This window comes from Pseudomonas sp. SCA2728.1_7 (genome assembly GCF_018138145.1).
Taxonomy (GTDB): domain Bacteria; phylum Pseudomonadota; class Gammaproteobacteria; order Pseudomonadales; family Pseudomonadaceae; genus Aquipseudomonas; species Aquipseudomonas koreensis_A.
The window spans coordinates 2,467,593-2,481,531 of sequence record NZ_CP073104.1 but is presented as its reverse complement, the minus strand read 5'-3'; the positions used below and the strand labels follow the sequence as shown (position 1 = coordinate 2,481,531).

The following is a 13,939-nucleotide window of genomic DNA, read 5'->3' as shown; positions in this document are numbered from 1 at the left end:
TGAGCCTGCTCGCGATAGCGGTGTATCAGTCAATATGGATTTGTCTGACACACCGCTATCGCGAGCAGGCTCACTCCTACAGTTTTGATCGGTGGGGTTACATGAGATGTTTCTGCGGCTCGGGAATACTGGCCGCGCCGAGCACCGCCGGCAGCAATCCAGAGCGCAAATCCCCACCACTCGGCTGCTGATACAGACTCAGCCCGAACTCCGGCAGCACCGCCAGCAGATAATCGAAAATATCCCCCTGAATCCGCTCGTAATCGGCCCACGCCGTGGTGCGGGTGAAGCAGTAGATCTCCAGCGGAATGCCCTGCGCCGTGGTCTGCATCTGGCGGACCATGCAGGTCATGTTCGGCTGAATCTCCGGATGGCTCTTCAGATACGCCAGTGCATAGGCGCGGAAGGTGCCGATATTGGTCATGCGTCGGCGGTTGGCTGACATTGCCGCGACATTGCCCTGCGCCTCGTTCCAAGCCTTGAGTTCGGCTTTCTTGCGGCTCATGTAGTCGGTGAGCAGGTGCACCTGGGAGAGCTTTTCCTCTTCGTCATCGCGGATGAAACGCACACCGCTGGCATCGATGAACAGGCTGCGCTTGATCCGCCGCCCGCCGGATTGCTGCATGCCGCGCCAGTTCTTGAACGACTCGGACATCAGCCGCCAGGTCGGGATCGAGACGATGGTTTTATCAAAATTCTGCACCTTGACCGTGTGCAGGGTGATGTCGACCACATCGCCATCGGCGCCGACTTGCGGCATCTCGATCCAGTCGCCTACGCGCAACATGTCGTTGCTGGTCAACTGCACGCTGGCAACGAACGACAGCAGCGTGTCCTTGTAGACCAACAGAATCACCGCCGACATCGCACCCAGACCGGACAGCAGCAACAGCGGTGAACGGTCGATCAACGTCGCGACGATGATGATCGCGCCAAACACGTACAAGACCATTTTCGCCAGTTGCACGTAGCCCTTGATCGAGCGCGTGCGGGCGTGTTCGGTGCGTGCATAGATGTCGAGCAGGGCATTGAGCAGGGCGCTGACCGACAGCAGCAGGAACAGGATGGTGAACGACAACGCCACATTGCCGAGAAAGGTCGTTGCAGTTTTGCTCAGTTCCGGCACCAGATGCAGGCCGAACTGGATCACCAGCGATGGCGTCATCTGCGCCAGGCGCTGAAACACCTTGTTGTGGCGAAAGTCATTGATCCAGTGCAGCGCCGGCTGGCGCCCGAGCATGCGGCTGGCGTGCAGGATCAGGTAACGCGCCACTCGTCCGAGCACCAGCGCGATGACCAGCAGCAGCGTCAGGGCGAGGCCGGCCTGCAAGAGCGGATGCTGTTCGAGGGTGCCCCAGAGGTCCTGGGCGTTGAGCCAGAGCTGTTTGAAATCCATATGAGCAACGATTCTTCTGTAAGACGCGATGGGTGATTAGAGCATTTAAGCCGCCGTGTATTACCGTTGAAGACAAATCGAGCAACAAAAAAGCCACTGATTACGTCCGTTTGTATAAAGAAACTCGGCCTGAGCGCTCGAAACCGGTAACCTATGCAGCTGTTTTTTTGCATATCTTCGAGGTAGCACCCGTGTTTTCCCAATTCGCCCTGCACGAACGCCTGCTTAAAGCTGTGGCCGAGCTGAAATTTGTCGAGCCAACGCCTGTGCAAGCCGCGGCCATTCCGCTGGCGCTCCAAGGGCGTGATCTGCGGGTGACGGCGCAAACCGGTAGCGGCAAAACCGCCGCTTTCGTTCTGCCAATCCTCAATCGCCTGATCGGCCCGGCCAAGGTTCGCGTCAGCATCAAGACGCTGATCCTGCTGCCGACCCGCGAGCTGGCCCAGCAGACGCTGAAGGAAGTTGAGCGCTTTTCGCAGTTCACTTTCATCAAGTCCGGACTGATCACTGGCGGTGAAGACTTCAAGGTCCAGGCGGCGATGCTGCGCAAAGTGCCGGACATCCTCATCGGCACCCCGGGCCGGATGATCGAGCAACTCAATGCCGGCAACCTCGACCTCAAAGAAGTCGAAGTGCTGGTGCTTGACGAAGCCGACCGCATGCTCGACATGGGTTTCGCCGAAGACGTCCAGCGTCTGGTCGACGAATGCCCGAACCGTCAGCAGACCATGCTGTTTTCCGCCACCACCGGCGGTTCCGGCCTGCGCGACATGATCGGCAAGGTGCTGAACAACCCTGAGCACTTGCAGCTCAACGCGGTCAGCCAGCTGAACTCGACGACCCGTCAGCAAATCATCACCGCCGACCACAATCAGCACAAAGAGCAGATTGTGAACTGGCTGCTGGCCAACGAGACCTATCAGAAGGCCATCGTCTTCACCAACACCCGCGCCATGGCCGACCGCATCTACGGTCGTCTTGTGGCTCAGGAATACAAAGCGTTCGTGCTGCACGGCGAGAAAGACCAGAAGGATCGCAAACTGGCGATCGACCGTCTGAAGCAGGGCGGCGTGAAGATTCTGGTCGCTACCGACGTCGCGGCCCGTGGTCTGGACGTCGATGGTCTGGATCTGGTGATCAACTTCGACATGCCCCGCAGCGGCGACGAATACGTTCACCGCATCGGTCGTACTGGCCGTGCCGGTAACGATGGCCTGGCGATCTCGCTGATCTGCCACGGCGACTGGAACCTGATGTCGAGCATCGAGCGCTACCTGAAGCAGAGCTTCGAGCGCCGTACCATCAAGGAAGTCAAAGGCACCTACGGCGGGCCGAAAAAGGTCAAGGCCTCGGGCAAAGCCGTTGGCGTGAAGAAGAAAAAGACTGACGCCAAGGGTGACAAGAAGAAAACTGCCGCGAAGACGCCGACCAAGCGCAAGAGTGCCAACCGTCCGAAGCCGGACTCGTTGGTGAGCAGCGACGGCATGGCGCCGCTGAAGCGTCGTAAGCCGGCAGAGCCTGCGGCTGAGTAAGGCGTTTCAGACGTGTATAAAAAAACCGGACAGTGTCCGGTTTTTTTTTCGTCCATCAGTTGCCGAGCTGGCCACTGGTGTCGGTGTCAAAGCGCCGCTTGGCCTGATCAGCCGCCGGTTTCAATGCGGCGAGCAGTGCTGCTTCGCTGTACAACCCGGTAACCGCCAATTCCTTGGGCGTCGGCTCGATCGGGATCAGCACATCTTCACCGTCGGTATGCAGCCAGATCGCCACAACGTGCAGTGCCGAGACAAACAGCACGCGCAGCTCAACGGTTTTGCCCTGCAATTGCGGCGCTTGTTCCGCCATTTTCAGCGCACCCACCGTAGCTGCGGCGTGATCGCCGTGGTTCAACGAGGCGAACTCGACATGCCCGCGAACTTCGGCCAATTGCGCATCGGCAATCGTCACGCCGTCGGCAAACACCAGGTAATGCCAGTCGCCGAGGCGGGCATCCTTCAGGCCTTTGCCTTGGCTCAGGTCCTCCAGATTCAGCGAATAGCCGCGATAGGCCTCGCTGAGGCTGATCTTCGCAGGTGCTGCGTTGGCGAACTGGCGATTGGCGCCAAAGCCCTGGGTTTGCAAAGCGGCTTGCAGCGCCGGACGCAAGGTCTGTACGCCGTTGGAAGGCGCCTTTGGATAAGTCAGTTGCATGATGTCGCCCTCCTAGTTTTTCACGGTGAAGTAAGTGTGCGTCCAGTTGCCGCCGCCGTTATAGGCACGCGGGAACGCGTTCAGTGCGCGGGTCGAGTAGCCGTAGATCGAATCCGCGACCAACAGGTAATCGCCGTTGGTGCCGTAAATCGTCAGGAAATGCGCACCGCCGCCGTACCACGCGCAGCGCAGGCCGACCGGGCGCCCCATGCTGATCTGGTTCTGAATGGCCGACATCTGTAGCGAACCCTGATTCATGCCGTTGTAGCTGCGGGTGGTTTGCAGGGCCGAATCCAGATAGCCGTAAACGTTGCACGGCCCCGGCTGATTGCAGCAATTGCGATCGAGCTGGGTGCTGGCCACGCCGCACTGCGTCCAGTTGCCGGTGCCGTAATAGTTGCCGACCGAGGCGGAAACTGCCGCCCAGCACCAGTTGGTCTGAGTCTGTTTCTGCATGTTGAAGTTGAGGCTGCCAGCGGCGCGGGCACTGAGTTGTTCAGCGGCTTCGACTTCGGCGAGTTGCGGGTCGAGCAGGTGACCGGCCAGGCACCTTGGCAGTGATTCGCCGGTGAATTGTGTTGCTGCTGTGGTTAACATTTTTCAATCCTCCATGAGTGAAAACAAGCGTCCAGCTTGTATGGGTGGTGCGGTGTTGCCGAGCGATCGGTGCTTAACGGTTGCCATCTTCTGTGGTTGGTTCCGATCTCCTTGCTCGAGGTAACCCTAGCCAGAGATATGCGTTAATGCAAATAAATAAATGCATTAATGCATTTTCGGTGGCAAAAGATCGCAGCCTTCGGCAGCTCTACAGGGGGTTATGTAGGAGCTGCCGCAGGCTGCGATCTTTTGATCTTGCTGTTAGCCCTCGGTCTTCTTCTCGGCAGAATTCAGTTCTTTCAGCCGCTGATCAATCAACTGGCACTTGTCCGGCAGATCCTTGCTGGCCGTGCCCAGATCCATCTTCTGCAATTCGGCATTGATCTCTTTGGCCTTGGCCGGATTCTGCTCGGTCAGTTTCGAGACTACCTTGGCCAATTGTTCGCGCTTGGCGGTGGCTTCTTCAGGCGTGCAGGCCCAGACGGGCAGGGCGCAGGCGAGGGTGGCGGCGAGGGTGAGCTTGATCAGGGTTTTCATCGGGGCAGGCCTCAGTTCCGGTTAAGGCGGTTAACCGGTTGAGCGGCGAGACTGGCGAAAAGTTCAGACTCTGTGGGGGCGAGCTTGCTCGCTCCTACAAAAGGCTTTCAGTTTCCGTGGCAGCAACTGGATTTTGTCGCTGGCGCATAGCGATCATGATGCCGAACCCACTCCATGATCTCGTCCTCATTCCTGCCCTTGGGCGTGAGATCAAGGTAGTTGTAGGCGCCGACCAGCATGTCGAGGCCACGCGCATACGTTGAATAGGTGTGGAAGATGTCGCCATTCGTGTCGCGATAAAACACGCTCAGCCCGGGCATTTCTTCCTCGGCGCTGTCAGTTTTTTCGTAGTTGTAGGTAGCCTTTCCCGCCGCGACATCTTCTGCCCGGGCGCACACGCCGAAGTCATAGTTGAAGTCGCAACCCTCTGACGACACCCAGTCAAACTTCCAGCCCATGCGCCGTTTAAAGTCCTGGAACTCGTTGAAGGGGGCGTGAGAAACAGCCACAACGGCGATGTCGTGATGCGCCAGATGCTGATTGGCACCGTCGATATGGTCGCTGAGGAACGAGCAACCCTGGCACCCTTCCTCCCAATCCTTGGCAAACATGAAGTGGTAAACCACCAATTGGCTGTGTTTGCCGAACAGGTCAGCCAGCTTCAATCCGCCGTTGGGCCCCTGAAAGTGGTAGTCCTTGTCGACCTTTACCCACGGCAGCGCGCGACGTTCAGCGCTGAGGCGGTCGCGTTCCTTGGTGAAGGCTTTTTCGTCGGCGAGGTGTTGCTTACGGGCGGCGAGCCATTCTTCGCGCGATACCACCGGATGATTCTCAACGTTCATGATGATTTCTCCTGCGGGGGTTGAAACCGTCTGTTTCAGACTAGTCGTTTAACCCTGCTGGAAATCGACAGACCGCCGGTCGGTCGCTGCGGGAAATGCGGCTGAACGGCTGCGAGCCACTCCGGTCACAACCTATGAACGCGCCATTAATCACGCGCACCGGAGGTTGTATCAGGATGACGACTTATAACTGGGATTTGATTGAACGCTTGCTCCATGAAGTGCAGAACAGCGCCGGCCACAGTTTTGCCCCTCGCGCCTACGCCGAAGACTATGCGGCGGCGAAAGCCAGCGCCGGCGAGCCGATCGAGAACCTTGATCACCTGAAAACGCTGGCCTGCGACTATGAAAGGTTGTTGCTCCTGCGCGGTTACATTGCACCGCGCCCGGATGAGGAGGGCAGCACCGGAAACAATTTTGTCCTGACACCACGCGGTTCCAGCCTGCTGAGCCTGATCGACAGCAGCATTCCCGGCAATGATCACCCGCGTCAGGTGCTGGATGAGCAGGAGGATCCGCTGGCCGAGGCGACGTTTGATGAAGTGGCTTCCAAAGCCCAGATCGCCTGAGTTTACGCAGATCCCCCTGTAGGAGTGAGCCTGCTCGCGATAGCGGTCTTCCAGTCAACATTGATGTCACTGGAAGTCCGCTATCGCGAGCAGGCTCACTCCTACATTGGATTCGGGTATGTTCAGGTTTTTTGCGCGGCCTTGAGGCACTTGAGGTCGTTGAAGTCTTTACGCACACCCTCGATCTTCTTCAACAACCGCTGACGCTGTTGCGGCGTACTTTGGGCCATCAAATCCACCGCCAGCGAGCGTCCCTGCGCTTCAGTTTCGGCGAAGGCCTTGCGGTAATCCGCTGTCCATAAGCTCTCGCGATTGACCAGAAGTGTCTCGATTCTCTGTGGGAATTCGGGGCTTTTGCGTTGTGCGACGGCGGCACTGAATTGCTTCTGCCAATGGGCGCGATTGGCGATCCATTGGGTGTACTGATCGCCCAGGGCGGTCGACCACGCCATGACCCGCTGTTCCTGGGTGGCGCTCAAGGGGCCGAGCCAGTCATTCAAGCGTTTAACCATTCGTGCGCCACGCTCGGCAATTTGTTGATCAAGCGGCGGCTTGAGGTATTCCTGCTGACGTTTGCGCAGATCCTTGGCAAACGCGTCATTCATTTCGGCGACCTGTTTGTCATCCAGCCCTTGCAGCAACTCGATCGCCGACGGGGTGATCTCTCGAGCGGTTTCGGCAATCGCCTGCTTGGCTTCCGCAGTGCGCGCCTGTAACGCGGCATCGGTGACCTGATTGGTTTCGACCATGGTTTGCAGGCGATCAAGCCAGTCCAGATAGCCCGGCAATTGCGTGGTGCAATGCCAGCTCAGGTGGTCCTTGAGGCGTTCGTTGAACCAGTCTTTCTGCTCGCCGTTCATGTCCAGGTAATCGCCGAGCGTCCACGGAATGATCACGTCAAGATTGCGATAGGCCAGTCCGACGCGACTGCAAGCGCCGAGGGCGAGGGTGAAGATCAGTAGTGCGGCGATGTGTTTGAACCAGCGAGACATGGGCGAATCCTTGCGTGAGCCTGGCTTCGAGGGACTGATTCCTATGTGAACGCAGAATGAACCCGGCAGTTCAGCCGATCAATAGAACGCGCGGGCAGCCTTGAGGGTGACGAGACCGTCGCACTCGCTGTTGTGCCCGGAATAGGCTGAGCAATCACTGCCGCTGAGGCTGGAGTTGCTGTAGATCAGGTCGAGGTCGACCCCCATGAACGGCCGGGACAATTTCACCGACCAATCGGTGAAACTGCCGACATAACCACCGTCCACGGCGACGGGCGTGTTCAGTTGGTGGGTGGTGTATTTCATACTGACGCCGATGCCGAATGGCTGGTTGCCGCCAAGATCGGCAAACAAGGTGTTGTTCTGTTTGTCCGGGTCGTTGCTGAAGGCCACGCCGAAACGACTGCCGAGCAAGGTCAGGCCACCGAACAGCTCCTGGCTGTCGAGGGTATCTACCTTGGGATAGCTGTAGTGGATCATGCCGACTTCATAGCCAAGGGTCTGATCGAAAGGCTGTTTAAAGCCGACGTAGGAGTCGATCTCGAGGTTCTTGCCAGGGCTGATGCCCATACTCGGTGCGTACTGGCCGACATAGAGGCCGCTGTCGTGGCTCAGGTCGAGGCCGCCGTGGAACGAGCCGACTGCTGCCGGTTTGACCAGACCCTGGGCCATGCTGCGCGTCGGTGTGGTGCCGAGTTTGAGATCGAAGTCGCCCAGTTCACGCTGGAAAATCTGTGCGTGCGCGGTCGAGCCGGCCATCAGGCTTGCGAGCAATAAACAGGAAGATTTGCGCATGCGTCACTCCATGAACGGCGAGCGCAGGACGGCGGGCCTGCTGAAACGCTTGATCTAGACGCGTGCAAGGATACCGGCGAATGATCGGCATTGAAGGCCGTTCGTCGATTTACAAGGATTTTTGTTTAAAAGGGAGGGATGTTGCACGGTGCCAGTCCAGACGCTTCGAAGCTCAAAGCGCCTCTGGACGGGTGTAAAACCGGGTGTTACTTCTTGCCCAGGCTGATCTGCTTGGACGGGCCGAATGTCTGGCCACTGACGCCTTTGGCAATTTGCTGGATCTCGCCACCAGACTTGAGGAACGCTGCGATCTGATCGTTGATCGATTCGCTGGTTTCAACGGCTGGAGCTGGCTTTGCTTTGCTGGTGGATGCTTTTACACGCATGGCGGCCATTAACCTGTAGAAAAGTAACTCGGCCAGGCATCGTACAGGAATAACTTGACAATTGCTTGGTAAATATCCCCCGGAATAACCCAGCGCTGTGCTGCATTATTCTCGATTGAATATTCGATATATCCGGCTAACCTGCTGTTTTAAATAAGAACATTTGGGCTGGGCGGCATTGAAATACTCAGCCGCGAGCGGTGCTGCCTGCCAGACGAGCGGCACCTCAACCCAGCCGCACACAAGGAAAATCAAGGCGTTGCGCAGAATTCCGACGCGTGCGGATCTGCCGCCCGACGGCCAGCACAAAAACGGGTAGAATGCCGCCCACGCAATGAGGGTTCTGGAAATGGCTTTAGTCGGGCGTTACAACAGTTTGCAAGTGGTTAAACACACTAACTTCGGTTTATATCTGGACGGCGGTGCTGACGGCGAGATTCTTTTGCCTAATCGTTATATTCCGAAAGATATTCCGACCGAAGATGAAGATTGGCTCAACGTATTTGTTTATCTGGACAGCGAAGACAAACTTCTCGCTACCACGGAAAAACCGAAAGTTCAGGTCGGTGAGTTTGCCAGCCTGAAAGTCGTTGAAGTCAACAGCATCGGTGTGTTTCTCGATTGGGGGCTGCCGAAGGATCTGTTGCTGCCGTATTCCGAAGAAAAGCGCCAGATGACCGCCGGCGAATACTGCGTGGTGCACGTCTACCTCGACAAGCACACCCGCCGCATCACCGCCACTGCGCGTCTGGATCGCTACCTCGACAAGACCCCGGCCAACTACAGCCAGGGCCAGGAAGTTGATCTGCTGGTTGCCGAAGCCACCGACATGGGCTTCAAGGCGATCATCAACAACAAGCACTGGGGTTTGATTCACAAGAATGAAATCTTCAAGTTCATGCGCGCCGGCATGATCGAGAAGGGCTACATCAAGGAAGTCCGTGCCGACGGCAAGATCGCCCTGAGCCTGCAACCGGTTGGCCAGGAAGCGGCCAGCAGTCTGAACTCGAAGATCCTCGCCAAGTTGCGCGACAACAGCGGCACGCTGCCGGTCAGCGACAAGAGCGATCCGGCGCTGATCAGCAGCCTGTTTGGCGTCAGTAAAGGCAACTTCAAGAAGGCCATCGGTGCGCTGTACAAGGAAGGCAAGATCGTCATTCATGCTGATCGCATTGAACTAACCTGAGACACCGCTGGCCCCATGTAAGAGCTGCCGCAGGCTGCGATCTTTTGACTTTGAAGATCAACAGATCGCAGCCTGCGGCAGCTCCTACATGAGGGCGGGTGTGATGAAGAAGTCTCTGGTTGCCTATGTTGCGACGCTGATTGCGTTTCTGTTGCTCGACGGTCTCTGGCTCGGCCTGTTGATGGCGCCGACCTATCGCGAACTGCTCGGTCCGCTGATGCTCGAAAAACCGCTGCTGGTTCCGGCAGCGGTTTTTTATTGCCTGTATGTTTTTGGCTGCGTGGTGTTTGTGGTGACGCCGGCCGTGACATGGCAATGGGCGGCGAAGCGGGGCGCGTTGTTAGGGCTGATAGCTTACGGCACCTATGACCTGACCAATTGGGCGACGTTGCGCGGGTGGTCGGTGCAGGTGACGCTGATGGATTGGGCGTGGGGGACGTTTGCTACTGCTATGGCTTGTATTGTCGGGTTTTTGGTGAGCAAAAGGTTTGGCAAGTCTGCTCGGTAATGTGTGTTGGCAGTGCCGGCCTATTCGCGAGCAGGCTCGCTCCCACAGGGAAATGCATTCCACTTGTGGGAGCGAGCCTGCTCGCGAATGGCGGCGCAGCCGACAGCCATTCACCACTGCCGCCACTGAAGCACTAAATGTCTTTTCTAGACGCGTTTTTTCCGCCCGACTGATTGATAATCCCCAGCACTGTTTTCTGACCATTGGATGGCCTGCCATGTTGTGTGTGTTCGAGGTGTTGCGGTGATTGTCGAGCGGCGCAATGCCGACAGTTTTGCCTTGCAGGTGATGATCGGCCTCTGCCTGATCTGGGGCGTGCAGCAAGTGATGATCAAATGGGCGGCGCCGGACATCGCGCCTGTCATGCAAGCGGCCGCGCGCTCGGGGATCTCTGCGTTGCTGGTGGGGTTGCTGATCTGCTGGAAGGGCGGCTGGGATCAGGTCGGCAACACCTGGCGCGGCGGCTTGCTGGCTGGTGCGCTGTTCGGTCTGGAATTCCTTTTTATCGCTGAAGGTCTGCAACTGACCACGGCTGCACACATGTCGGTGTTCCTCTACACCGCGCCGATCTTCACCGCGTTGGGCGTGCATTTTCTGCTGGCCAGTGAGCGCCTGCGACCGTTGCAATGGCTGGGCATTTTGCTCGCGTTCATCGGCATTGCAATTGCCTTCGCCGGCGGCGTGTCGTGGGACAACCTCGACCGGCGCATGCTGCTCGGCGATGCCTTTGGCGTGTTGGCTGGCGCCTGTTGGGGCGCGACCACGGTGGTGGTGCGCGCCTCACGGCTGTCGGAAGCACCGGTGACGCTGACCTTGTTCTATCAGTTGATCGTCGGCTTCCTCGGCCTGCTGCTGATTGCGCTGTTCAGCGGCCAGATCACCCACGTCAGCCTGACCCCCGTGGCGGTGGCCAGCGTGCTGTTCCAGGGCCTGGTGGTGTCGTTCTTCAGCTACCTGATCTGGTTCTGGCTGCTGCGCCGTTATCTGGCAGCCAACCTCGCGGTGTTTTCGTTTATGACGCCGCTGTTCGGCGTGACCTTTGGCGTATTGCTGCTCGGCGAACAATTGACGGTTAACTTCGTCCTCGGCGCCGTGCTGGTGCTGCTCGGCATCACGTTTGTCAGCGCCGAGCAGTGGCTGCGTCGGCGTTTGCGCAAAGCGCTGGGTCAGCGTTAGTCGATTGCATCGCCAGACCGCCGGCAATCAATAAACCGCTGCCGGCGATCACCAGCGCCGGATGCAGGCCACCGCTGAAATGGCTGCTCAGCGCTGCCAATAGAGGGCCGCTGAGTTGGCCGACGGCGAAGCAGGCGGTAAGCATCCCGGCATTGCGTTGCGTGGCATGTGGCGCCAGTTCCCGCGAGCGCTGCATGACCAATTGCATGCAAGCCAGAAATGGCGTGCCGCAGAGGATCACCCCGAGTGCGAGGCCAAGGCCGCTGCCCAGTAGACAGGCGAACACGCCGGCCGCTTGCAGCCACAGCGTCGCCATCAACCAGTGACGGGTGGTTGCGGGATCGTGACGCCGCAGGCTCACCAGCAACACGCCAAGCGCCGCGGCCAGACCGAAACAAGGCCAGAACAGGTCTGCCTGCCATTCCCCGTGAAACTGCGCATTGGCCATTTGCGAGAGGAAGGTCGCCGGAATGATGTAGCCGACGCCGTACAGCGCATAAATTCCCGCCAGCCGACCAATGCCCCGATTCGATGGACTGACCGGCGCTGCAGCCACCGTCGGCGTTGCGACAGGTGTTGGCAGCAGACGCCAGACCCCCAACATCATCACCAGCGCAGCCGTTGCATAAATCAGCCACAACGTTGCGGACGTCTGCTGCAACAGATGTGAGACCAGCGCCAATAAACCCGTGAGAAAAATCCCCAAACCCGGTCCGGCAAATACCAGGGCACCCAACCGTGGCCGACCTGCCGCCGCTGCCAAGGGTTGGCTTAAAGACGTGATCATCACCAGAACCCAGGCGCTCGCCACCCCGGTGCCGAAGCGCAGCACCAAGTGTGACCAGAATCCATTGGCCCAGAACGACGCCAGCGTCAGCAGCACGCACAACCACAGGCCTCCATGCAGGCGCCGCTGCACCTGTTGCGGGCGATGCGCGAACATCGCATCCACCGCGCCCAGCAAGTAGCCGAGGTAGTTGGCCGCGGCAATCAGACCGGCGGCCGTCAGATCGATCTGGCCTTCGCTGAGCAGGTGCGGCATTTGCGGGGTGAGGGCGAAACGCCCGATGCCCATGGCCATCATCAAGGCAACGAAGCAAGCGGATAAGCGAATCAGAGGCGACATGGTCGGGATTCCTTGGAAGGATCAATGACCGTCAGGCTAGGACTGATTGACTTTCTTTAAAATTGAATAATAGTGAGTAACTTGTTCTGTTATGGAGAAAGGTTGTGGAGTTCAGCCAACTGCGGATCTTTCAGGCTGTGGCCGAGGAGGGTTCGATTACCCGCGCCGCCGAACGCCTGCACCGGGTGCCGTCGAACCTGTCGACCCGGCTCAAGCAGCTTGAGGAACAACTCGGTGTCGAACTTTTCGTCCGTGAGCGTCAGCGTTTGCAGCTATCGCCTGCGGGAAAAGTCTTGCTGGACTACACCGGCAAACTTTTCGCCCTGCGCGATCAAGCCAGTGCCGCGGTAATGGGTGGCAAACCGGCCGGCGACTTCGCTCTGGGCACCATGTACAGCACGGCGGCGATCCATTTGCCGGCGCTGCTGGCGCAGTATCACAAGCAGTATCCGGCGGTGAATCTGCAGGTGCAGTCAGCGCCCAGTGGAGAGTTACTGGAAGGCTTGCTCACCGGTCGTCTTGATGCCGCGTTGGTCGATGGCCCGCTGGAACTGGCCGGGCTCGACGGCGTGCCGTTGTGCGAAGAGCGGCTGGTGCTGATCACTGAAATTGATCATCCGCCGGTACGCAGTGCCCGGGATGTCGAAGGGCGGTCGGTGTTTACCTTTCGCCGGGGCTGCTCCTATCGCATGCGTCTGGAAGCCTGGTTTTCGCACTACCACGCGACCATGGGCCGGGCGATGGAGATCGAGTCCTATCAGGGCATGCTCGCCTGCGTGATTGCCGGCAGCGGCGTGGCGCTGATGTCGGAGTCGATGCTGGCCAGTCTGCCGGGCCGCGACAGCGTGGCGATGCATCCGTTGGCCGAGCCATTTGTGGGTGCGACAACCTGGCTCATGTGGCGCAAAGGCATGCTGGGCGCCAACCTTAATGCGTGGATCGAGGTGCAGCAGGCTGTCTATCCCGCGGCTCAGATCGAAACCCGGGAAACAGCCTGAACCAATGGCGGCGAACTCTGTTCAATTCAGTAACAGATCATTGCGGATTTGGCCGAGCATTGCGTAGGACTTCGGACTATTATCAGTGCGAAGCGGCCTCAGAATTCCGGCCGCTCAGCACCACCCTGAAGGGGGCATGACGATGAAAGAGAAAATTCAAAACTGGCTGCACGATTTGGGTGTTGCCCTCGGTTTGATCGAACCGCCTCTGCAACCTGTACCGATCCGCACCGATGACGAGCAGCGCCGCCGTCAACAACGGCGCCGGTAACGCCCCCGATCCGAGATCAAAGGATTCAAGATCAAGAGATCGCAGTCTTCGGCAGCTCCTGCACGGATTAATGTAGGAGCTGCCGAAGGCTGCGATCTTTTGCTTTTAATGACGGCCGATTTCCAGCAAAAACCGGCTCAAGTCATTCGCCGTCTTCGCGGTCTTGAGCATGCGGTCTTCCTCGGCGGTGAACGCCGTCAGTCCGAATTCATCTTCCAGATGAAAGATCAAATCCTCGATGTCGGCTTTCTCCAGGCCCAACTGCACCAGACTGGTGTTGTCGTTGAATTCGCGGGTTTCCAGCAGACGCCGGATATATCGATGCACGGCGGCACGCACGGCAGCTCTTCTCATGGCAGATATTTCTGATGGT

Annotated in this window: 17 protein-coding genes; 7 read left to right on the top strand and 10 right to left on the bottom strand. The window is 58.4% G+C overall.

What is annotated here, in order from left to right; all coding sequences use genetic code 11:
• Positions 1–97: 97 nt before the first annotated feature.
• On the bottom strand, positions 98–1,396 hold the full coding sequence (locus tag KBP52_RS10985) for a mechanosensitive ion channel family protein (protein ID WP_212622739.1): 1,299 nt from the start codon (positions 1,394–1,396) through the stop codon (positions 98–100).
• Between the two features lie 191 nt (positions 1,397–1,587).
• Here KBP52_RS10985 and KBP52_RS10980 point away from each other — a divergent pair, with 191 nt between their 5' ends.
• Positions 1,588–2,928, top strand: coding sequence for a DEAD/DEAH box helicase (locus tag KBP52_RS10980; RefSeq protein WP_007914470.1), 1,341 nt, complete (start codon positions 1,588–1,590; stop codon positions 2,926–2,928).
• A 55-nt stretch (positions 2,929–2,983) separates the two neighbouring features.
• Here the strand turns inward: KBP52_RS10980 and KBP52_RS10975 are convergent, their stop codons facing one another.
• From KBP52_RS10975 to KBP52_RS10960, 4 genes are all read right to left on the bottom strand, one after another.
• Positions 2,984–3,583 (bottom strand): hypothetical protein, encoded by a 600-nt coding sequence (locus tag KBP52_RS10975; protein ID WP_212622738.1) that lies wholly within the window; start codon positions 3,581–3,583, stop codon positions 2,984–2,986.
• A 12-nt stretch (positions 3,584–3,595) separates the two neighbouring features.
• Positions 3,596–4,180: a papain-like cysteine protease family protein gene (locus KBP52_RS10970; protein WP_150795646.1), complete on the bottom strand. Its 585-nt coding sequence runs from the start codon at positions 4,178–4,180 to the stop codon at positions 3,596–3,598.
• 261 nt (positions 4,181–4,441) lie between these two features.
• Positions 4,442–4,717 (bottom strand): hypothetical protein, encoded by a 276-nt coding sequence (locus tag KBP52_RS10965; protein ID WP_212622737.1) that lies wholly within the window; start codon positions 4,715–4,717, stop codon positions 4,442–4,444.
• A 107-nt stretch (positions 4,718–4,824) separates the two neighbouring features.
• Entirely contained in the window at positions 4,825–5,559 is a 735-nt protein-coding gene (locus KBP52_RS10960) for a thioredoxin family protein (RefSeq protein ID WP_212622736.1), read from the bottom strand.
• Positions 5,560–5,735: 176 nt separating this feature from the next.
• Here KBP52_RS10960 and KBP52_RS10955 point away from each other — a divergent pair, with 176 nt between their 5' ends.
• Entirely contained in the window at positions 5,736–6,128 is a 393-nt protein-coding gene (locus KBP52_RS10955) for a transcriptional regulator (protein WP_116028899.1), read from the top strand.
• Between the two features lie 122 nt (positions 6,129–6,250).
• On the opposite strand, the gene KBP52_RS10950 is transcribed toward KBP52_RS10955, so the two are convergent.
• The 3 genes from KBP52_RS10950 to KBP52_RS10940 form a co-directional block, all read right to left on the bottom strand.
• On the bottom strand, positions 6,251–7,120 hold the full coding sequence (locus KBP52_RS10950) for a DUF6279 family lipoprotein (RefSeq protein WP_212622735.1): 870 nt from the start codon (positions 7,118–7,120) through the stop codon (positions 6,251–6,253).
• A gap of 78 nt (positions 7,121–7,198) precedes the next feature.
• A complete protein-coding gene (locus KBP52_RS10945; RefSeq protein WP_034153217.1) occupies positions 7,199–7,915 on the bottom strand; it encodes a TorF family putative porin in 717 nt (238 codons plus the stop codon).
• Between the two features lie 206 nt (positions 7,916–8,121).
• Positions 8,122–8,310, bottom strand: coding sequence for a hypothetical protein (locus KBP52_RS10940; RefSeq protein WP_016985943.1), 189 nt, complete (start codon positions 8,308–8,310; stop codon positions 8,122–8,124).
• Positions 8,311–8,650: 340 nt separating this feature from the next.
• Here KBP52_RS10940 and KBP52_RS10935 point away from each other — a divergent pair, with 340 nt between their 5' ends.
• From KBP52_RS10935 to KBP52_RS10925, 3 genes are all read left to right on the top strand, one after another.
• A complete protein-coding gene (locus KBP52_RS10935) occupies positions 8,651–9,487 on the top strand; it encodes a S1-like domain-containing RNA-binding protein (protein ID WP_077571586.1) in 837 nt (278 codons plus the stop codon).
• A gap of 103 nt (positions 9,488–9,590) precedes the next feature.
• On the top strand, positions 9,591–9,995 hold the full coding sequence (locus KBP52_RS10930) for a DUF2177 family protein (protein ID WP_116028901.1): 405 nt from the start codon (positions 9,591–9,593) through the stop codon (positions 9,993–9,995).
• Positions 9,996–10,238: 243 nt separating this feature from the next.
• Positions 10,239–11,171 (top strand): DMT family transporter, encoded by a 933-nt coding sequence (locus KBP52_RS10925; protein WP_212623123.1) that lies wholly within the window; start codon positions 10,239–10,241, stop codon positions 11,169–11,171.
• On the opposite strand, the gene KBP52_RS10920 is transcribed toward KBP52_RS10925, so the two are convergent.
• Positions 11,116–12,297, bottom strand: a complete 1,182-nt coding sequence (locus tag KBP52_RS10920) for an MFS transporter (RefSeq protein ID WP_212622734.1) — start codon at positions 12,295–12,297, stop codon at positions 11,116–11,118. The genes KBP52_RS10925 and KBP52_RS10920 overlap by 56 nt on opposite strands.
• A gap of 104 nt (positions 12,298–12,401) precedes the next feature.
• Here KBP52_RS10920 and KBP52_RS10915 point away from each other — a divergent pair, with 104 nt between their 5' ends.
• Together KBP52_RS10915 and KBP52_RS30685 are read left to right on the top strand one after the other, a co-directional pair.
• Complete coding sequence (locus KBP52_RS10915; protein ID WP_212622733.1) at positions 12,402–13,295, top strand: LysR family transcriptional regulator; 894 nt, start codon at positions 12,402–12,404, stop codon at positions 13,293–13,295.
• Positions 13,296–13,437: 142 nt separating this feature from the next.
• Complete coding sequence (locus KBP52_RS30685; protein WP_007914492.1) at positions 13,438–13,566, top strand: PA1414 family protein; 129 nt, start codon at positions 13,438–13,440, stop codon at positions 13,564–13,566.
• A gap of 105 nt (positions 13,567–13,671) precedes the next feature.
• Here KBP52_RS30685 and KBP52_RS10910 read toward each other — a convergent pair whose 3' ends face one another.
• The gene (locus KBP52_RS10910; protein ID WP_034153223.1) at positions 13,672–13,920 is read right to left on the bottom strand and encodes a phosphopantetheine-containing protein; all 249 of its coding nucleotides are present in this window, start codon (positions 13,918–13,920) and stop codon (positions 13,672–13,674) included.
• Positions 13,921–13,939 lie beyond the last annotated feature (19 nt).